Raw genomic sequence first — 19,187 nt, 5'->3', positions numbered from 1 at the left:
CCTTCAGAGCCGCTCGACGATGGTGGCGATGCCCATGCCGCCGCCGATGCAGAGGGTGGCCAGGCCGTACCGGCCGCCGCGCCGCTCCAGCTCGTCGACGAGGGTGCCGAGGATCATGGCGCCGGTGGCGCCCAGCGGGTGTCCCATGGCGATCGCGCCGCCGTTGACGTTGACGATCTCCGGGTCGAGCTTGAGGTCGTCGATGAAGTGCAGCACGACGGCGGCGAACGCCTCGTTGATCTCGACCAGGTCCAGGTCGTCGACGGTGAGACCGGCCTTGTCGAGCGCCTTACGGGCGGCCGGGGCGGGGCCGGTCAGCATGATCGTCGGGTCGGCGCCGCTGAGCGCGGCGGCCACGATCCGGGCGCGGGGCTGGACCCCGGCGCGCACGCCGGCCGCCTCCGAGCCGATCAGCACGAGCGCCGCGCCGTCCACGATGCCCGACGAGTTGCCCGGCGAGTGGACGTGGTTGATCTTCTCGACCCAGTGGTATTTCTGCAGCGCGACGGCGTCGAAGCCGCCCTGGTCGCCGATCACCGCGAACGACGCGGGCAGCGTGCCGAGGCTCTCCACCGTGCTGTCCGCGCGGATGTGCTCGTCGCGGTCCAGGACCAGCAGGCCGTTGCGGTCGCGGACCGGCACCACCGACTTGTCGAAGTACCCGTTCTGCCAGGCCTTCGCGGCCCGCTGCTGCGAGCCCACCGCGTACGTGTCGACGTCCTCGCGGCTGTACCCGTCGAGCGTGGCGATCAGGTCGGCGCTGATGCCCTGCGGGATGAAGTCGGTGTTCAGGTTGGTCTCCGGGTCGAGCGCCCAGGCGCCGCCGTCGGAGCCCATCGGCACCCGCGACATCGACTCGACGCCGCCGGCCAGGACCAGGTCCTCCCAGCCGGAGCGGACCTTCTGCGCCGCGATGTTGACGGCTTCCAGCCCGGAGCCGCAGAAGCGGTTGAGCTGGACACCGGCCGTCGTGTAGGGCAGGCCGGAGGCGATCGCCGCGGTCTTGGCGATGTCGGCGCCCTGGTCGCCGAGCGGCGACACGACGCCGAGCACGACGTCGTCGATCTCGGCCGGGTCGATGTCGGGGAAGCGCCGGCGCAGTTCGTCGATGAGTCCGACGACCAGCGAGAGGGGCTTCACCCCGTGCAGCGAACCGGTCTTCTTGCCGCGGCCGCGCGGAGTCCGCACGGCGTCGTAGATGAAGGCCTCGGTAGTCACGCGTACTCCCTCGGGGGTGCGAATTGCGGCTAACTTTTGCCGATGTTTCCGCTAGATGTCAAGGCTACGCGAGTGTCAGTGCCGCGAACCGCACATCACGACTAGGCTGTCCTGCGTGAGCGTCACAGCAGCCTCCGGAGAGCCTGCGCCCACGGTCCGCAAACGCCCCAAGGACCGCAAGGCGCAGCTCGCGCTGGCCGCCGCCGAGCTGTTCTGCGAGCGCGGTTACCACGGGGTCAGCCTCGACGAGATCGCCACCGCGGTCGGGATCAGCGGCCCGGCGATCTACCGCCACTTCCCGAACAAGTACGCGATGCTCGTCTTCGCCACCCGCAAGCTCACCGACACCGTGCTCGACGCGACCACCTCCACCGATCTCGACGAGCTGCTGATGGCGCTGGCCCGGCTGGCCGTGGCGGGGCGCAAGGTCGCCGGGCTCTACCAGTGGGAGTGGCGGTACCTCGACGCCGATCACCGCGAGGAGTTCCGGGGCGACCTCGAGGTTCTGGTGCGGCGTCTGGCCGTACCGTTGATGGATCTTCGTCCGTCGCTGACCGGTCCCGACGCCGAAGCGCTGGTCCGGGCCGCGCTGAGCGTCTTCGGCAGCGTCGGCACGCACCGCGCGGCGATCGCGAAGGGGCGCGGTGAGGCGGCGTTGCACCGGGCGGCGTGGGCGGTGCTGCGCGGCGAGCCGCCGACGCCGGAGGCGGTCCCCAGCGGACCTTCCGAGGAGCAGGCCGTGCGGGTGGGCGCGCGCCGCGAGATCCTTCTGGCCGAGTCGGTCCAGCTCTTCCACCGGTACGGGTATCACGCTGTCGGAGTGGAGGAGATCGGCCGGGCAGCGGGCATCAACGCGTCGAGTGTCTATCGCTACTTCCCCGGCAAGGCCGACATCCTCGCCGCCGCGTTCTACCGGGCGTCCGAGCGGGTCGCCGAGACCACGGCCGTGGCCCTGGCCGGCGCGGACGGCGACGAGGACGCGCTGCGCCGGATGTCACAGTCCTACGTGGATCTGACGTTCGAGCGCAGCGCGCTGGTCTCGGTCTACCTCGCGGAGAACAACAACCTGCCCGAGGCGGACCGGCACGAGCTGCGCAAGGTGCAGCGGCTGCACGTGGAGGAGTGGGTGCGGCTGCTCGGCCGGCTGCGGCCGGAGCTCGCGGCGGCCGAGGCCCGGCTGCTGGTGCACGCCGCGCTGAACGTGGTGACGGATCTGAGCAGATGGGTCCGGTTCGATCGGAGCAGCGGGATGGACCGTCATCTGGTGCGCTTGGCGCTCACCGTCCTAAAGGCCTGATGTTAGGGGTGATTCGCTCCTATGCGGACGCTTTCCGCGTGGCCCCTTCACAACAAGTTAACCGGGGTTTACAGTGCCGCCATGGGTGACGACTCGTCCTGTCGTCGTCCTGCGAGCCAGCCTGTCTGCCGAACGACCCCGTCCGCCGCCCTGCGGCACACGGCCAGAAGGAGGCACAACCATGGATTCCTCCCTCGCCCAGCGGTGCGCCGACACCGCGCGCGGCCTGACCATTCCTGCCCTCTTGCACCGCAACGCCACCGAGCTCGGCGACCTGCCGGCGCTCAGCGTTCTCGGTTCCGACCGCACCCGGACCTGGCGTGAGCTGCGCGACGAGATCGCCGTGATCTCCCGCGGGCTCGCCGACCTCGGCCTGAGCTCCGGCGGCCGGATGCTGATCATGATGTCCAGCCGGCCCGAGCACTGGCTGGTGGACCTGGCCGCCGTGCACCTCGGCGCCGTGCCGTCCACCGTCTACGCCACCCTCTCCGACGACCAGCTCGCCTATCTCGCCCGGCACAGCGGGGCCGAGATCCTGATCGTGGAGCGCACCGCCGACCTGGCCCGCTGGGAGCAGGTGCTGGACCGCTTCCGGCACGTCGTGGTCGTGGAGGACGCCGGCGACCGGCTCTCGCTCGACCAGGTCGTCACGCGCGGCGCGGCCGCGCTCGAGGCCGACCCGGGAGCGTTCGAGAAGACCTGGCGTGAGGTGCGGCCGGAGCAGCCGGTCACCATGCTGTACACGTCCGGCACGACCGGCGACCCGAAAGGCGTGCTGCTCACCCACGGCAACGTGATCTACCAGGCGGTGGTCCTGGAGGCGGTGGTGCCGGACGTGCCGGACCACGCGGCCTCGCTGGCCTACCTGCCGCTCGCGCACATCGCCGAGCGGGTGCTCGGCGTCTACAACCCGGTCTACCGCACCGGGCACGTGACGATCTGCCCCGACCCCACCCAGCTGCTCGCCGGGCTGGCCCAGATCCGGCCGGTCTCGTTCTTCGGCGTGCCCCGGATCTGGGAGAAGATGGTGGCCGGCGTCCAGGCCCAGCTCGCCGGCGCCGAGCCGCAGGTCAGGGCGGCGGTGGACATGGCGCGCGAGGTCGCCCTCGAGGCCTACAAGCTGCGCGGCGCCGACCAGGAGGTGCCGCCGGAGCTGGCCGCGAAACTCGCCGCCCTGGACGAGAAGGTGCTCAAGCCGCTGCGCGCCCGGCTCGGCATGGACAACATGCTCTGGGCCGGCAGCGGCGCCGCCCCGATCCCGGTCGAGGTGCTGCTCTACCTCGCCAGCCTCGGCATCGACGTGCTCGAGGTGTGGGGGATGACCGAGACCACCGGCACCGCCACGATCAACACGCCGTCGAAGTTCCGCACCGGCACGGTCGGGCGGATCAACGCGGGCATGGAGCTCAAGCTCGCCGAGGACGGCGAGATCCTGGTCCGCGGCCCGCTCGTATGCGCCGGGTACCTGCGCGCCGACGGCGGCATCGACCCGGTCACGGACGCCGACGGCTGGCTCGCCACCGGTGACGTCGGCACGCTCGACGACGAGGGCTTCCTCACGATCACCGACCGCAAGAAGGAACTGATCATCAACTCCAGCGGGAAGAACATCTCGCCGGCGCAGATCGAGAACCTGCTGCGGGCCCACCCGCTGATCGCCCAGGCCGTCGCGATCGGCGACCGCCGGCCGTACGTGACAGCGCTGATCGTCCTGGACGAGGAGGTGCTGCCGCTCTGGGCCCGCTCACGGGGGCTGACCGGCGGGACCACCGCCGAGCTCGCCGCCGACCCGGCCGTGCTCGCCGAGATCACCACGGCGGTGGACCTGGCGAACACGAAACTGGCCCGGCCGGAGCAGGTCAAGACGTTCCGGATCCTGCCGAACGGCTGGACCCCGGAGACCGGCGAGCTGACCCCGACGCTCAAGCTGCGCCGCCGGGTCATCACCGATCGGTACGCCGGCGAGATCGACGAGCTCTACCCGGCGTAGCCGGTGCGAACCGTTCGCCGGCGGTGGGCTGATCAGCCCACCGCCGGCGAACCCGTGAATCACTTCTCGGCGGTGTGATACCTCGGGAAGCGGCGTGCGGTGATCTCCTCGAAGTCGTCCGGCGTCGTCGCGTACCGCTGCTCGAACGCCCTTCGTATGGTCGCGTCGTCCGGCACGAGTTCGTAGTACTCCTCGTCGAGCAGCCGCTCCGCGGAGTCGCTCCCGGTCGCGTCCGGTAACCGGAGCAGCAGCGCGGCGAGGTCGTCCAGGCCCAGGTAACGGCACGCCTCGGCGGCGACGGTCAGCTCGGCCGGCTCGCAGCTGATCGCGGCGTGCGCCGGACCGCAGTTCGTGACGATGCCGTGGACCAGGAGAAGCGCGCGGAGGTGCCGGTCGCCGGGGCCGTTGCCGAGGTCGGCACGGGCCCGGCTCCAGACCACTTCGGCCGCCTGCGATGCGAGGGCTTGCGTCATGCGGTCAGTGTGCCCCCGATCGGGCGGAGAGGAATCCCGATCCCACCAAATCGGGTGAATGCCGCTAGGACGGTGGACACCCGACAATGTTCTTACCGTGTCGGCGCGACTTCTGGGAGTGACTATGCAGCAGTATGCGGCTCTGGTCGGCGCCGTCCTCGGCGGACTGTTCACGTTCCTGCTCGTCCGCGCCGGCGAGCGCCACCGGCAACGCCGTGAGCAGCGGTCGCGCTGGGACGCGGAACGGCTCGCGGCCTATGTGGAGTACGGCACCGCGGTCAAACGGGTGGTGCGGGTGGCGAGCGGCATGGCCCGTACCCGTGGACTGTCGCACTCCTCCGAAGCGGTCCCGCTCGACCGGGGCCGCACCGAGCTGGCCGACGCGGCCGCGGCACGCGCCGTCACGTGGGAGTCGGTGCTGCTGCTCGGGCACCCGGAGACCGTGCGGGCTGCGCGGGCCTGGCACCAGACGGTCTGGCAGCTGGAGTTCTTCGCGCGCGGCGTCCTGACCAGCGAAGCGTCGTGGGTGCAGGCGCTCTCCGAGTTCGAGCGGACCCGCGACGAGTTCTACCAGTGCGCCCGGCGGGACCTCGGCATGGCCGGGTACCTGCCGCCGGCGCTGTGGCCGCCCCGCTGGTTCGACCGGCTCGGCGCGGAACAGCGGGAGCAGCTCGTCGCCGCCGGCATTCACAGGGTTTCCCCAGCAGCGGGCTGACCAGCGGATTTCCGCCTGTCCGGTACCGATCAGAAAAACCGGTTTGAACCGCTCGCCCGTCGACGCCCGTATGTGCCCCCGACCGGGGTGACATCGACGTCCACGACGAGGAGTGATCATGAGGTCGCGCGCGTACCGACGCAACGACGGCAACCGGCGCAAGACGATTGGGGCGGTGATCGTCGCCGGGGTGCTGGTCGCCACCGGCGTGACAGGCGTCCAGCTGGCCTCGGCCGGCACCGAGGCGAAAGCCGCCGATCTGGTGAACGTCGACGGTCAGCAGTTCGACGTGTCCCAGTGTGCGGAGCTCCAGGTGAACGCGGGTGCGGTGATCTGCGACGGCGAGGAGCTGGCGCCGGTCGAGGAGCAGGCGCCGGAGGAGGCGGCCGCGGATGCGGCGGTGGCGCTGGAGGCCGCCTGCGACACATTCGCCGCGGACGTGGCGGCAGCCGAGGGCGGCGCTGCCGAGGAGGGCGCTGCCGAGGAGGGCGCTGCCGAGGAAGGCGCTGCCGACGAGGGCGCAGCGGCGGACGAGGCGGAGAAGGCGGAGAAGGCGGAGAAGGCCGAGAAGGCCGAGAAGGCCGAGAAGGCCGAGAACAAGGCTCAGGCCAAGAAGTGGGCCAAGGTCCTGAGGAAGGCCGCCAAGGCCGCGGGCAAGGAGAAGAGCGCCGAGAAGGGCGCCGCCGAAGAGGGTGCTGCCGAGGAAGGCGCTGCTGAGGAGGGCGCTGCTGACGAGGGCGCCGCCGCGGCGGCCGCTGTCGTCTCGGCCCAGCGCACCCTGCTCCAGTCGTGCCTGGCGCTCGCCGACGCCAAGGCCGCCGCCGGAGCGGGCGCCGCCGAGGAGGAGGGCGCCGCCGAGGACGAGGGTGCCGCAGGTGAGGAGGGCGCCGCAGGCGAGGAAGGCGCGGCAGGTGAGGAAGGCGCGGCAGGTGAGGAAGGCGCCGCGGAGGAGTCCGCCGCTCCCGGGGCCACCGAGTAACACGACGACGTGACGGCGGGGGCGATCACCGCCCCCGCCGCGCCTCAGAAGAGTCCGCGCCTCAGAAGAGTCCGCGCCTCAGAAGAGCCCGCGCATCCGGCAGGTCCCGGTCATCCGCCGAGGCTGGCAGCAGCCGACCGGATCGCCGCGGAGAAGTAACTGACCTGCGTGTAGACACCCGGCTTGTTCGGGCGGGCGCAGCCGTCGCCCCAGCTCACGATGCCGACCTGGATCCAGGCGTTCGAGGCGTCCCGGCGGAACATCGGGCCACCGGAGTCGCCCTGGCAGGTGTCGACGCCACCGGAGGTGTACCCGGCGCAGATCTCCTCGGCCGCGATCACCTCGCCGCCGTACATCGCGCTGGAGTTGCAGGTGCTGTCGCTGACGAACGGGACGGTGGCCTTGAGCAGGTAACGCTGCTGGGCTCCGCCCTCCCTGGCCGCGCCCCAGCCGGAGATCGTGAAGGTGCCCGAGTCGTAGGCGGTCGACGTCACGATCGGCAGCGTGGCGAGGCCGGTGACCGGGCTGGCGAGACGGATGAACGCCCAGTCGTCACCGTTGCCGTTGTATCCGGGAGCGCGGTAGACGTAGTTGGACCGGCGGGTGATCCGGCTGCTGGACTGCAGATCCACCGTACCCATCGTGGCGGTGATCGACGTGTTGCTGCCGGTGCGGCTGACGCAGTGCGCCGCGGTCAGCACGAGCGTCGGGCTGTAGAGCGCGCCGCCGCAGCCCATCGAGAGCCGCACCATGAACGGGAATTCGCCCTGGGCGGCGCGGGTGCCGCCGACGACGTACGGCGTGACGGGCTCGTCCGCCGCGACAGCCGTGCCCGGTGCGGCCAGCACGCCCATGGTGGCTGCGGTGAGGGCTGCCGCAGCGGTCGCCAGAAGGGATCGCCATCTGCGCATGAGGGGGTCCTCCTCGGTCGGGGCGCGCCGGTCGGGTAGCGCCGCTGGGAGAACTGTCCCATTGACACGTGCAAATGTTTAAATCTCATGTCGCTCATATCGCGGACCACGGCCCCCGGTAGGCTCCGCCGGTGTGAGCGCCGCATACTCCCCGGTTCCCGAACTGAACCTGCTCAAGGACTTCCAGGACCGCTACGGGTACGAGTCGTACTCGCAGAGCTTCGGCCTGGACGACTGGAACGACACCTCGGGCCTCGAGGCCGGCTGGTCGAAGGACCCAGGATTCCTGGCCGGCCTGCTGCCGTTCGCCCGCGCCACCGGTGGCGGCTCGTTTTACGCGCTGTGGCGGATCGACGACCGCGCCGACCTGGCCACCCTGCCGGTGATCGCGTTCGGCGACGAGGGCGGCGAGCACGTGGTCGCCCGCGACCTGCGGGAACTGTTCCGGCTGCTCACCTTCGACAGCGAGCCGTCGATCGGCCACGAGGACCTGTTCTTCTACCGCGCGGACGACGAGGACCACTCCGCGCACCACGACACGTTCGTCACCTGGCTCGCCGGCACGTTCGGCCTGACCCCGGTCGACGACCCGGACGAGGTGGTCGCGGCCGCGCGGGACGAGTTCGGCGAGCGTTTCACCGCGTGGAAGAGCCGCTACCTGGATTGGTGACCGCGGCGTCCGCCATGATCCGGTCGAGGGTCCGGCGTCCGATTCCGGCCATCACCGGGTTGGTGCGTTCGTAGTACCAGACCAGCCCCATCGACTGCTCGAACGCCCACGCCCGGCCCCGCTCCCACTCCGCGTCGTCGCAGGCCAGGCCCGTGCGCAGGACCTTGCGCGGACCCGGCTCCAGCAGGTGCCAGGCGCAGAGCAGGTCGAGCGCCGGGTCGGCCGGCCGGAAACCGCCGACGTCGAGGACGCCGGTGAGGCGCCCGCCGGCCACCAGCAGGTTGCCGGGCATCAGGTCACCGTGGGTCATCACATCGCGGTCGCCGCCGCGCGGAAGCTTCCGCATGGTTTCCCACAAACCCCGCAGCAGGGGTACGGGTAAGAGCCCCTCGCTGGCGTCGAAGCAGGTCCGCATCCACCCGTCGTGATCCGCCAGCACGCCGCCGCGGCCCGGACCGGTGAACGTCGCGCCCTCCGTCTCCACGGCACGCATCGCGGTGATCAGGTCGACCAGGTCGGTCGCGAACGCCACGGAGGAGCCCGGGTCGGCGGCCGTCGCCACGGTGCCGGGCAGCCAGGTCTGCACGGTCCACGGCAGGGGGAACCCGGCGCCCGGTTCCCCGATGGCGACCGGCACGGGCGTACGGAATCGGGTCCGGCCGAGCAGGCGCCGGGAGGCGTACATCTCGCGGTGAAGCCCTTGCCGGATCTGGAGGATCTCGGCAGGGGCGGGGTTTCCGGGCTTGCGGATCAGCGGGAACCGGGCCGTGAGGCCGTCGCCGATGCGGAAGATGGCGTTGACCGTCCCGTCCGACTCCACCTCGCGCACCGGCAGGCAGGCCCACTCCGGGAACTGGTCCGACACCAGCTTCCGCACCGTCGTCACGTCGATCCGCATGGATCCTTACTAGCAGTACGTGCTCTGTTTGCCGATCACTTTGTAGGGGCAGTCGGCGGCCTCGGCGAGCATCAGCGCCGCCGTGCGGTTGCGGGCCGTCTCGGTCGGGATGACGCTGGCCGGCGGGTAGAAGCCGCCGCCGCCCGAGCTGCCCGGGTAGAGCTCGAAGGTGTACGCGAAGATCTTGTGAACGCCCCACAGCCAGTCGAGCGAGTCACCGTCGGTGATGTAGAGGTCGCTGGACTGCTGCGGCGTGTACCCGTTCGTGGCCGCCATCTGCCGGCCCAGCGTGGCGAACGTGTTGGCCTGGTCGGCGTTCATGCCGGTGGCCGTGTTCGCGGTGGTGTGCCCGTAGGGCCAGAGCACCAGCTTCGAGTACGAGTGGAAGTCGATCACGGCCTTGACCTGCTGAACGCCGCCGATCACCCGGCTGTTGTAGAAGTCGCGCAGCACCCGGGTCTCCGGCGCGGAGAACGCCGACGGTCCGCGGTAGGTGGCGCTCGACGTGCTGCCGGACGAGCCGCCGCAGCAGCCCCACTGGTACCCGTAGTTGCGGTTGAGGTCGGTGCCGATGTAGCTGGATCCGCTGTTCGGCTGCCGGTTCTTGCGCCACGAGCGGTAGCTGCCGGTCGCCACGTCGTACTCGGTGCCGTCCGGGTTGACCGACGGGATGATCCAGATCTCCCGGCTGTCCACGATGGTCTTGATCCGGCTGTCGGTGGCGTACCCGCTGGTGAACTGGCCGAGCAGGTAGAGCGCCTGCTCGACGGTGAGGTGCTCACGCGCGTGATGGTTCGCCTGGTAGACCACCTCGGGCTCGGACTCGTCCGTGCCGACGTTGTCGGAGATCTTCACGGCCACGATGTCGCGGCCCTCGTAGGACTTGCCGAGCACCCGCTTGCTGACGATCGACGGGAAGTTGGAGGCCGCCGCGTTCACCTTGGCGACCATCTCGGCGTAGTTGTGGTACGCCGCGTCGGCCGGCGGGAAGTCCAGAGTGGTGAGCTGCTCCGGCGCCTCCTTGACCGTGAAGCCGGCCTTGCGCAGCCTGCTCACCTCGGCGCCGGTCGCCGTGACGGCCGCGACGCCGTGCTCGATGTCCTCGATCGCCGCGCCGATCCGGGCGATCCGGTTCCGCTGCGCCTCGGTGCGCACGTCGTAGATCTCGTACTCGCCTGCGGGGTCGGGGGCCGGCCCCGCCCCGGCAGGGGCGGACGCGGTGAACGCGGCGGCCGCACAGAGCGTGGCCGCGGCGAAGGCCGCGAGGGAACGTCGTCTCATGAACGACCTCCGGAATCAGGGGGATGGTGCACCTACCCCACCACTGGCATCGATGAACAGCAATGCCCCCGGTCATGCCAATGCGCTCCCTATCGCGGCGTGATGTAACACGTCATCTTGTTCCGGAACCGGCGGAACGTATTGACCGGCTTCTGTTAATGTTCTTAACGTTTGACGCGCCCCACTCATCCCCCATGAAGGGTGCGTTCCCCATGAGCATCAGAAGATCGGTCACGGCCGCGCTCGCGATCGTCCTGGCCGGCGCCGGCCTCACCGTCACCGGCCCGGGCGCCGCGCAGGCCGTGGTCCTCCCCGGCGGGTTCAAGAGCGTCGGTTACATGCCGTCCTGGGCCGGCAGCGTCACCAGCATCCAGTACACCAAGCTCACCCACATCAACTACGCGTTCGCGCTGCCCAACGCGAACGGCACGCTGCAGCCCATCGAGAACACCGCCAAGCTGCAGCAGCTCGTCACCCTCGGCCATCAGAACAACGTCAAGGTCTCGATCGCAATCGGCGGCTGGAACGACGGCAACGACTCCGCCTTCGAATCTCTCGCCGCGAACGCCGGCAGCCGCACCACGTTCGTCAACGCCGTGATGAACACCGTCCGCCAGTACGGCCTGGACGGCGTCGACATGGACTGGGAGTACCCGGATCCGGGCGCCTCGGCGACCAACTACACGGCGCTGATGGGTCAGCTCAGCACGGCCCTGCACAACGAGGGCAAACTGCTGACCGCAGCGGTCGTCAGCGAGGGCGGCACCGCGAACGGCGTGCAGCCCGCGGTCTTCGGCTACGTCGACTGGCTCAACATCATGGCGTACGACGGTGGCAGCCCGCACGCCAACTACGACTGGTCGATCAACGCGGCGAACTTCTGGAAGGGCCGCGGGCTGCCCAAGGCCAAGACCGTGCTGGGCGTGCCGTTCTACAGCCGGCCGGGCTATCTCACCTACGCGCAGCTGGTCGCGCAGGACCCGGCGAACGCGAACCGGGACTGCACCCCGTCCGGCGAGTGCTACAACGGCCTGCCGACGATCCGGCGCAAGACGCAGTGGGCGATGGCGAACGCCGGCGGCATCATGAACTGGGAGCTGTCGCAGGACGCCACCGGTGCGAACTCGCTGGTCAGCGCGATCTATGAGACGGCGATGGGCGGGAGTCAGCCGCCCGCCGGCCGGACCGGGCGGATCACCGGCATCGGCGGCAAGTGCGTGGACGTCGCGGCTGCCAGCAGCGCCAACGGTACGGCCGTGCAGCTCTACGACTGCAACTCCACGGCCGCGCAGACCTGGACGGTCGGCTCCGACGGCACGATCCGGGCGCTCGGCAAGTGCCTGGACGTGAACGCGGCAGGCACCGCGAACGGCTCGCTCGTGCAGATCTACGACTGCAACGGCACCGGCGCCCAGGCGTGGCAGGCCGCCGCCGACGGCACGCTGCGCAACCCGTCGAGCGGCAGGTGCCTGGACGCGCAGAACAACAGCTCGGCCAGCGGCACCCGGCTGCAGATCTGGGACTGCTTCGCCGGGGCGAACCAGCGCTGGACCCTGCCCTGACCCAGTACGTGTGAGCCCGGGACACGGGGACCCGGGCTCACACCTCGATGACCGGTTCGGGCGTTCAGTACTGCTGGTACGTGTCCTCGCACCCGGTCACGGTGTCCCTCGTGCCGTACCAGCACTTGTCGGTGCCGATCCCACCGTCGAGGAGGGAGCCCTTGTTGTCGGAGAAGCTGTCGAGGGTGTCGTTGCCGGCTCCGCCGTACAGCTTGTTGCGCCCCTGCACGCCGTTGAGTTCGTCGTTGCCGCCGCCACCGTGGATGACGTCGTCACCCTCCATGCCGTCGATCTTGTTGGCCTTGGCGTTGCCGGTCAGGCGGTCGTTCTTGCTGCTGCCGTAGAGGTATTCGACGTCGGCGCCGACGTTGTCCCGCTCACCGGGCACACCGTCGTCGGCGACGCCGTCCAGGTCGACGACGACGCCCCTGCTGTACCCGTGATAGACCACCCGATCGAAGCCCGATCCGCCGAGCAGCACGTCAGCGGCGGCACCCTTGTCGCTGTCGTCACCCTGGATCTCGTCGTCACCGGCTCCACCCTCGATCCGGTCCCGGCCGGCCTGCCCGAACAGCGAGTCCCGGCCGGCGCCACCGGACAGCCGGTCGTTGCCGCCCATGCCGGCCAGCAGGTCCTCGCCGTTTCCGCCGAGCAACGTGTCGTTGCCGGGCCGGCGGGGGCCGTAGCACTCGCAGACCGCGTCGGCCGTGACGACGTCGTTGCCGTCCCCGGCGGAGAGGTAGTCGGAACCCTCGCCGCCGAAGATCTCGTCGTCGCCGCCGCCGCCGTAGACCCGGTCGTTGCCGTTCTTGTACCGGGTGAAGATGTCGTCGCCGTAGAGGATGTCCGCCTTCGGGCCGCCGACCAGCTTGTCGTTGCCGGCGCCGCCGTCCGCATCCATCCGCAGGTCGCTCTTGTTGGTCACGGTGTCGTTGCGGTCGTAGACGTCCACGACGACCTTCTTCGGCGCCTTCTTGGTCTTGCAGCGGACCTTGGTCTTGTCGCCCTTGACCCGCTTGCAGTTCTTGCCCGGCCGGATCTCCACCCGGTCGTCGATCGTGACGGTCCGCCCGGACCGGGTGATCACGACCTTGTTCGTGGCGGTGCCCGCCTCGAACGTCACCGTCGAGGTGCCGGCCCGCGCCGTACCCCGGACGGTTGCCGCCGCCTGAACCGGCGCGGCGACCACGCCGACCCCGAGCATGGCGAGCAGGGAGAGGCCGGCACGCACCGGCCATCGATTATTTGCCATATGCACGTCCCCCGATATCAGAAGTGCGTACATGTTAGAGGCTGGCACCTCGCCGTCCGCTCCGGGACCCGGCGTCTCCCGTCAGGCTGCGTTGACGCGCTCCTCGACGGCCTTGACGGTGTTGCCGAGGGCCTTGCCGAGAAAGCTCTTTCCCACGAAGGAGAAGAGAAAGCCCAGCGTGCGACCCTTCAGGTTCTTGCCGTCCCGGATCACCACGACGTCGATGTCGGTGGTCCCATCGGTCAACGTCGTCATCGTGTACGTGTGACCGGACGCCCCGCCCCACACGTTCGAGTCGGTCGTCCTCATCGTCACCCGGCGCACGTCCGACCAGTCGTAGGCAAGCCGCTCCCAGATGCCGCCGGACCCTTCGGTCACGTCGGCGGAGGTGGCACCCAGGGAGTGCACCCGCAGGTCGGCGTCGGCGCTGTTGCCGAAGATCTTCTCGCGGCCCGGGCCGAAGTCCGTGATCGCCGCGACGAACTGCTCCGGGGTGACGGTGGTGTGCTGGTGAAGGCGGATCGTGGACATCTGCGTTGCTCCTCGTTTGTCGGCTGTCCACAGCCTGCCCGCCCGGGCGCCCGGGGCGAGCCAGGGAGGAACCCTGGTCGCGATCCCTGGCGCCCGGTTTCATGCCGTGCTCGGCTTACCGGTGCCGTGCTCGGCTTGTCAGCGCCGTGCCCGGCTTGTCAGCGCCGTGCCCGGCTTGTCAGCGTCGTGCTCGGCGCAGGAACACGACCAGGGCGGTCACGACCAGCACCACGCCGATCGCCTGCAGGCCGGGGGAGTCGTCCGACTCGCCGAAGACGACCGCTGCCGCGCCGAGGGCGACCAGCGGGACGGTGATCAGATATTTCATTGCTCGTCCTCCACGAACTCCAGCAGGTCGCCGGGCTGGCACTCCAGCACCCGGCACATCGCTTCGAGAGTGCTGAACCGGACCGCTTTCGCCCGGCCGTTCTTGAGCACCGCCACGTTCGCCGGGGTGAGACCGACCTTCTCGGCGAACTCGCCGACGCCCATCTTCCGTTTCGCCAGCTGGACGTCGATGCGCACGACGATCGGCATCAGATCACCGTCTCCATCTCGCTGCGCAGATGGGTGGCCTGCCGCAGCAGCGCCCGCATCACGAGCATCACCAGGCCGAACGCGGTCACGCCGGTGACCAGGAGCATGAGCACCACGATCGGCCCCGGGTCGTCCGCGTTGAACCCGACCACCAGGAAGACACCGACGAGCACGACCCAGCCCGCACCGATCGCGTACAGGATCGCGTCCACCCACTTGAACGCGGCGTCACTGAAGATCGCGTCGCGCCGGACCAGGGTGAGCAGCCGCCATGTCGCGACGATCACCACCTGGGCGCAGAGCAACCAGAAGATCACGATGACGGTGGCCGGCCAGCGCAGCGGCGCGAAGTCCGGATCCTCCCGCGCCATGCTGGCAAACTGCCCCGGGAACGAGAACGTCTGCAGCATCACGAGCAGGGCGAAGAGCCCGGCGAGAACGGTGCGGAGCAGCAGCACTACTACTCGATTATCGGTAAGCACCCATCGAGGATCGCTCCATAGCTATCGAAAGTCAATAGGTCGATCCGCCCTCCGCAGAAGCTCCTTCCATAACCGGCCCGGCCGTGCCGGTCTCGTCGGCCGCTGCCTGGAGGAGGCCACCACGGTCCGTGCGCTTCTCGACCGAGGCTTGGCGAACCCCCGCCCGGTGCAGGGCCGGATCCCGGCGTCCGGCGTCTGAGGGGCGGGAGGGGTTGTGAACACGGCGGTGCGGGGCTGCCTGATGGCAGCCCCGCACCTGTCACGTTTCTAGAAGTAGGCCTTGTGCCACTTCTGGTTGCTGCCGGTGCTGCAGGTCCAGATGACCAGTTTGGCGCCGTTGTTGCTGTTGCTGTTGGGGATGTCGATGCACTTGCCGGACGCCGGGTTCTTCAAGGTTCCGTCGCCCTGCAGGACGAACTTCTGTGCCGGGCCGTTGTTGCAGGTCCAGGTTTGGACGATGGTGCCGTTGGGGGCGAGGCCGCCGCCCTTGACGTCGATGCACTGGTTGTTGAAGCTCAGGATGCCCTCATGGGACATGAACTGCTGCTGGATGCGTCCGTCGCACGGTTGCATCTCCAGTTGGAGGCTGGAGCCGAACGTCGTGCCGGGGACGGTGATGCACTTGTCGTTCATGTCGCTCACGTACGAGATGTCCCAGATGTTCGAATTCCAGGTGACGCTGCCGTCGCTGTCGTCGTAGAGCACGACGTGGCCGTCGTCCTGCATCTGCAGTGTGCTGGGGCCCTTGGTGTGGGTCCCGGACGCCCAGACCGCGAGGCCGTCGGCGCGGCGCAGGACGAGGTTGCCGTCCCGCTGGTTGATGAGCCGGACGCCGTTGGTGGTCGCGCTGTCCCACACCGCTTTCGGGCCCTTGGAGATCACGAAGTTGCCGTCGCTCTGCAGGCGGGCCGAGTGGCCGGCGAGTGACCGCAGCACCTTCGCCTCCCCGAGTTCCTGGCCGGGCAGCAGCCGGGTGTTGGTGGGGTACCACTGCTGGTTGGTGCCGTTGTTGACGTCGTAGGTGATGGTGTGGGCGCCGGTGACCTTGCTGGCGTTGAGCACCGTGATCGCGCGGCCGGCGAGGATGTTCTTCCAGACGTAGTTGTCACCCACCTTGGTGTAGGTGAAGAACTCGTCTTCCGCGTTCTTGCAGGTGGCGATCGTGAACTTGGTGCCGTTGGCGGCGGTGTCGGTCTCCAGGCCGACGCACTTGGCGCGGTCCTGGGCGTTGATGATGCGGTACTTGGCCGGGGCGGAGTTGTAGACGCGCATGGCGATCCAGCGCTGCTTGTCGGTTTCGGCGCAGTCGGCCTGGACCAGGACGGCGCCGCTGGCGAGGCTGCCGGCCTCGGTGGCCAGGCACTTGTCGGAGTTCAGGTTGCGCCACTGCCAGGACATCGCGCTGGGCCGGTTGTCGGAGTCGGGCGCGACCTGGTTGCGGCCGGTCAGCAGGAAGTGGGAGATGACGTCCGGCTTGTCGCCGAGCAGGGCGTGGGTGGCGGCGGTGACGAGGTTGTCCTTGCCATTGGCGGCCGCGTCGTTCTTGATCTTGAGGGCGCTGGCACGGTCCGCGGCCTCACCTTCGAGCCGCACGCGGAGGGTGTCTTTCTTGTTGGCAACTTCCATGCCGTTGTCGATGAACTCGCGCCAGTCGGCGGGGTCGCTGCTGCGCAGCGCGGCCAGGGCGGCCGCGCGAACCTCGACCTTGTCCGGGTCGGCGTCGACGAGGTTGTAGATCCAGCGGATGAAGTTGTCGTCGGTCATGGCGAGTTTGCCCTCGTCGGGGATCATGCCGATGAGGGCGGCGGCGTCGAGCATCTCGCCACGGCGTTTCAACCGCTCGGCAGCTTCCAGGCTCTCCTTTGCGGCCGCCGCGATGGCGTCGTCGAGGTCGTCCTTGGCGGCGGCGGTGACGCCGGAGACCAGGAATTCGTGCTGGGCGGCGGCGTCACCGTCGATGGCGGTCTCGGCGGCGGCCTTCACCCTGGGGCCGGTGGTCTTGCGCCAGATCTCGATGACCACGTCGCGCTCGGAGAGCAGCAGCATGCGCCCTTCGGCGTCGAGCGTGACGGCCGCGGCGGCGTAGGCGGCCCGCTTGATCTCACGGGCCTGGCGCGCGGCGCGCTCGTCGCTCATCTTCTTGGTGTCGTCGGCGACCTTGGCCTCGAAGATGCCCTGCAGGATGAACTCCTTGCAGACCGCGTCGACGATCTTGGTGTCGGCGGAGAGCACGAGCTCGGCGACGGAGCGGATCACCGGGTAGTCGGCCGAGTGCTGCCAGATCAGGAAGACGAAGTTGCGGTCGCTCTGACCGAGCCACTCGGGAGGCGGCTCGATGCCGATCTCGCGGGCGGCGAGGACCTTGTCCTCCATCTCGGTCGGCTCGTCGTCCGCGGCAGCTCGGGCCGCTGTCGATGCTCGTGCTCCGGCGGCTTGCTCCGCTGGTGCTTGGTCGGCCGTGAGCTGCGACGGCGCCGGAGAGGGTTCGGCCGACGCCGGAGTGGGCGCCGAGGGAGTCGGGTCCGGTGAGGCGGCGGCCGGACTGGTCAGCGACATCACCAAGGTGGTGGCGGTGACGGCTGCCAGCAGTCCAGGCAGGACACCTGGTCGTCTGGTGCAGATTTTCATGAAATCCCCGTTGTCGATGAAAAATTGCCTGTGCGACGTGATGACACATCCAGCACGGCCGCCGAAACGTAACCAGCGGAACGCGTACCCGTCAAGATTTTCTCCGTTGATTAGGCAAAGCCCACCTTCAATGGGATCAGGGGTGGTGAGCGACGAGCGTCCATGTTAGAAATCTCGTGGATTCGGCCCCTCGTCGATTTTTCGAACGGTGCTCAAAAACGAGCTCGGCCAGAATTCACTGAGAAGTTGCTGTGAAACGGGGGATGTTGCAATTGAATACGCGTGTGCGGACTCGGTCCGCAGCGATGGCGGCTGCGTTGGTGCTGGTTCCCGGCGTGGTAGCCGGCGCTGTGGTGACGCCGGCGGCGCCCGTGTGGGGTGCCGTGGTGATGACGGCGTTCGATGAGAGCTTCGACCAGAACGAGGAAGACCTTCTTTACGTACGCTATCTGGCGCTCTATGATCCGCGCGCGTTGGTGCGGACAGCCGCGTGGAATGCGTTGACCAGTAAGAATGTCCCGGCTGCGGTGGACCGTTTCCTGAATTCGGGGATGAAGTTCGCGGTGGATCGGGCGAAGATGCTGGCATCTCGCAACGAGGATTTCGCGCGCCGGGTTTTGGCCACGCACACGGTGGAGTATTCGCCGGAGGTGCACGCGGCGGCGCGGGACGCGCTGAACCGGGGCACGGCAGCGCTCGATGCGTTCGCCCGGACCGGGTATGCGGCGGCGAAGGAACGCGACCGGCTGGCCCGGGAGGCCGACGGGGAACAGGCGGCCGCGTTGTCGCAGGCCGACCGGGATTTCGTCGTGCATCTGCGGGACACCGACCCGGGCGCTCAGGTGCGGGCGGCAGCCGGTCTGGCGGTGCGTCCCGAGGCCACCGACGCCGATGTGGTCGAGTTCTACGCCTATGACTGGGCTGCCGCGGCCGCTGTCGACCTGGAGGTCGAGCGGACCCAGCGGGCGAACAGTGACATGGTGTGGCGTTCGGGTCTGGAGGGTCTGATCGCGGACGCGAAGGCGGCGCAGCAGGCGGCACTCGAGGCAGAGGGCGAGGCCAAGGAACTGGCGCGGGCGACCGCGTTGCGGGCCTGGGGGCTGGTCGGAGACCGGGCCCGGCCCGCGACGTCGGCCTGGGACGGCGCGGTGCTGGTCGCGCAGCAGCAGGCGGCCAACTGGCAGCAGGTGGCGGTCGCCGCTGGCGAGGCGTCGTCGAACCCGAACTGGGCGGCGATCGCCGATGCCGCTGGTGACAACGAGCAGCACTGGCAGACCACGCGGGACACGGCGGCGAAGCAGGCCGCGTACTGGGCGCAGATCCACGCGATGGTGCTGGCCGGCGAGCACGTGCTGCAGTCCTGAGCCTCCCCTTCTTCCGAACGGATTCCGGTGAATACTCGAACGTCCTCCCTCCGTCTGTGGCTGGTGATGCTGCTGGCCCTCGTGGTCGCCGCCGCCGGCCTGCACGCACCACCCGCGCTGGCTGCGCCGTCGCCGGCCGCCGCGCAGCAGGAAGAACCACCGATTCCGGTGCCGCCGCTGGTCACGGAGCAGTGGAACGGCACCACGGGGGTGGTGGCCAGCAATGAGCGGTGGGTACGGGCGGTCACCGATCTCGCGGAGTTCACCGAGGAGCCGGAGATCCGTGACGCGGCGTTGAAGGTTCTGGCGACCGGTGACGCGGCGGCGATCCGCCGGTTCGCGCTCAATGACATGCCGGTGATCGAAGAGCAGGTGCGTGAGCGTAAGCGCCTCGAAGCC

Annotated in this window: 17 protein-coding genes and 1 pseudogene; 7 read left to right on the top strand and 11 right to left on the bottom strand. The window is 69.3% G+C overall.

The features are described 5' to 3' along the window. Window positions 1-3: 3 nt before the first annotated feature. On the bottom strand, window positions 4-1,218 hold the full coding sequence (locus tag AMIS_RS29830; RefSeq protein WP_014446168.1) for an acetyl-CoA C-acetyltransferase: 1,215 nt from the start codon (window positions 1,216-1,218) through the stop codon (window positions 4-6). Window positions 1,219-1,333: 115 nt separating this feature from the next. Between AMIS_RS29830 and AMIS_RS44715 the strand changes: the two genes are divergently transcribed. Further along, window positions 1,334-2,515, top strand: coding sequence for a TetR/AcrR family transcriptional regulator (locus tag AMIS_RS44715; protein ID WP_014446167.1), 1,182 nt, complete (start codon window positions 1,334-1,336; stop codon window positions 2,513-2,515). 181 nt (window positions 2,516-2,696) lie between these two features. Further along, the gene (locus tag AMIS_RS29820; RefSeq protein ID WP_014446166.1) at window positions 2,697-4,505 is read left to right on the top strand and encodes an AMP-dependent synthetase/ligase; all 1,809 of its coding nucleotides are present in this window, start codon (window positions 2,697-2,699) and stop codon (window positions 4,503-4,505) included. Window positions 4,506-4,564: 59 nt separating this feature from the next. Here the strand turns inward: AMIS_RS29820 and AMIS_RS29815 are convergent, their stop codons facing one another. Next, window positions 4,565-4,978, bottom strand: coding sequence for a hypothetical protein (locus AMIS_RS29815; RefSeq protein WP_014446165.1), 414 nt, complete (start codon window positions 4,976-4,978; stop codon window positions 4,565-4,567). Between the two features lie 124 nt (window positions 4,979-5,102). Here AMIS_RS29815 and AMIS_RS29810 point away from each other — a divergent pair, with 124 nt between their 5' ends. Both AMIS_RS29810 and AMIS_RS29805 read left to right on the top strand, forming a co-directional pair. Next, window positions 5,103-5,693, top strand: coding sequence for a hypothetical protein (locus AMIS_RS29810; protein WP_014446164.1), 591 nt, complete (start codon window positions 5,103-5,105; stop codon window positions 5,691-5,693). A gap of 118 nt (window positions 5,694-5,811) precedes the next feature. Next, window positions 5,812-6,672 carry a hypothetical protein gene (locus tag AMIS_RS29805; RefSeq protein WP_157435135.1) on the top strand — a complete coding sequence of 287 codons (861 nt, stop codon included), beginning with the start codon at window positions 5,812-5,814 and terminating at the stop codon, window positions 6,670-6,672. A 110-nt stretch (window positions 6,673-6,782) separates the two neighbouring features. On the opposite strand, the gene AMIS_RS29800 is transcribed toward AMIS_RS29805, so the two are convergent. Next, window positions 6,783-7,583 carry a S1 family peptidase gene (locus AMIS_RS29800; RefSeq protein WP_014446162.1) on the bottom strand — a complete coding sequence of 267 codons (801 nt, stop codon included), beginning with the start codon at window positions 7,581-7,583 and terminating at the stop codon, window positions 6,783-6,785. A gap of 133 nt (window positions 7,584-7,716) precedes the next feature. Between AMIS_RS29800 and AMIS_RS29795 the strand changes: the two genes are divergently transcribed. Next, window positions 7,717-8,253 carry a hypothetical protein gene (locus tag AMIS_RS29795; protein ID WP_014446161.1) on the top strand — a complete coding sequence of 179 codons (537 nt, stop codon included), beginning with the start codon at window positions 7,717-7,719 and terminating at the stop codon, window positions 8,251-8,253. Here the strand turns inward: AMIS_RS29795 and AMIS_RS29790 are convergent. Beyond that, the gene (locus tag AMIS_RS29790; RefSeq protein WP_014446160.1) at window positions 8,219-9,151 is read right to left on the bottom strand and encodes an aminoglycoside phosphotransferase family protein; all 933 of its coding nucleotides are present in this window, start codon (window positions 9,149-9,151) and stop codon (window positions 8,219-8,221) included. The genes AMIS_RS29795 and AMIS_RS29790 overlap by 35 nt on opposite strands. Window positions 9,152-9,163: 12 nt before the next feature. Further along, window positions 9,164-10,432, bottom strand: a pseudogene (locus AMIS_RS29785) (M14 family metallopeptidase); the annotation flags it as partial. Window positions 10,433-10,644: 212 nt separating this feature from the next. Here AMIS_RS29785 and AMIS_RS29780 point away from each other — a divergent pair. Next, window positions 10,645-11,994: a glycosyl hydrolase family 18 protein gene (locus tag AMIS_RS29780; protein WP_041830146.1), complete on the top strand. Its 1,350-nt coding sequence runs from the start codon at window positions 10,645-10,647 to the stop codon at window positions 11,992-11,994. Window positions 11,995-12,058: 64 nt separating this feature from the next. Here the strand turns inward: AMIS_RS29780 and AMIS_RS29775 are convergent, their stop codons facing one another. The 6 genes from AMIS_RS29775 to AMIS_RS29755 all read right to left on the bottom strand — a co-directional run bounded on the left by AMIS_RS29775 (window position 12,059) and on the right by AMIS_RS29755 (window position 17,424). Further along, complete coding sequence (locus AMIS_RS29775) at window positions 12,059-13,246, bottom strand: calcium-binding protein (RefSeq protein ID WP_231859119.1); 1,188 nt, start codon at window positions 13,244-13,246, stop codon at window positions 12,059-12,061. 81 nt (window positions 13,247-13,327) lie between these two features. After that, window positions 13,328-13,777, bottom strand: coding sequence for a hypothetical protein (locus tag AMIS_RS29770; RefSeq protein ID WP_014446156.1), 450 nt, complete (start codon window positions 13,775-13,777; stop codon window positions 13,328-13,330). A gap of 178 nt (window positions 13,778-13,955) precedes the next feature. Next, entirely contained in the window at window positions 13,956-14,105 is a 150-nt protein-coding gene (locus tag AMIS_RS43475) for a DUF3188 domain-containing protein (RefSeq protein ID WP_014446155.1), read from the bottom strand. After that, window positions 14,102-14,314 carry a helix-turn-helix domain-containing protein gene (locus AMIS_RS29765; RefSeq protein ID WP_014446154.1) on the bottom strand — a complete coding sequence of 71 codons (213 nt, stop codon included), beginning with the start codon at window positions 14,312-14,314 and terminating at the stop codon, window positions 14,102-14,104. Before AMIS_RS29765 ends, AMIS_RS43475 begins: the two co-directional genes overlap by 4 nt. Continuing rightward, window positions 14,314-14,796 (bottom strand): DUF2975 domain-containing protein, encoded by a 483-nt coding sequence (locus tag AMIS_RS29760; RefSeq protein ID WP_041830145.1) that lies wholly within the window; start codon window positions 14,794-14,796, stop codon window positions 14,314-14,316. The genes AMIS_RS29765 and AMIS_RS29760 overlap by 1 nt, the downstream gene beginning before the upstream one ends. Before the next feature lie 267 nt (window positions 14,797-15,063). Next, window positions 15,064-17,424: a ricin-type beta-trefoil lectin domain protein gene (locus AMIS_RS29755; RefSeq protein WP_083888728.1), complete on the bottom strand. Its 2,361-nt coding sequence runs from the start codon at window positions 17,422-17,424 to the stop codon at window positions 15,064-15,066. Between the two features lie 251 nt (window positions 17,425-17,675). On the opposite strand from AMIS_RS29755, the gene AMIS_RS29750 reads away from it, so the two are divergent. Then, window positions 17,676-18,788: a hypothetical protein gene (locus AMIS_RS29750; protein WP_157435134.1), complete on the top strand. Its 1,113-nt coding sequence runs from the start codon at window positions 17,676-17,678 to the stop codon at window positions 18,786-18,788. The last annotated feature ends 399 nt before the right edge of the window (window positions 18,789-19,187 follow it).

The organism is Actinoplanes missouriensis 431, from assembly GCF_000284295.1.
Taxonomy (GTDB): Bacteria; Actinomycetota; Actinomycetes; order Mycobacteriales; family Micromonosporaceae; genus Actinoplanes; species Actinoplanes missouriensis.
This window is presented reverse-complemented; position numbering and strand designations above follow the sequence as displayed.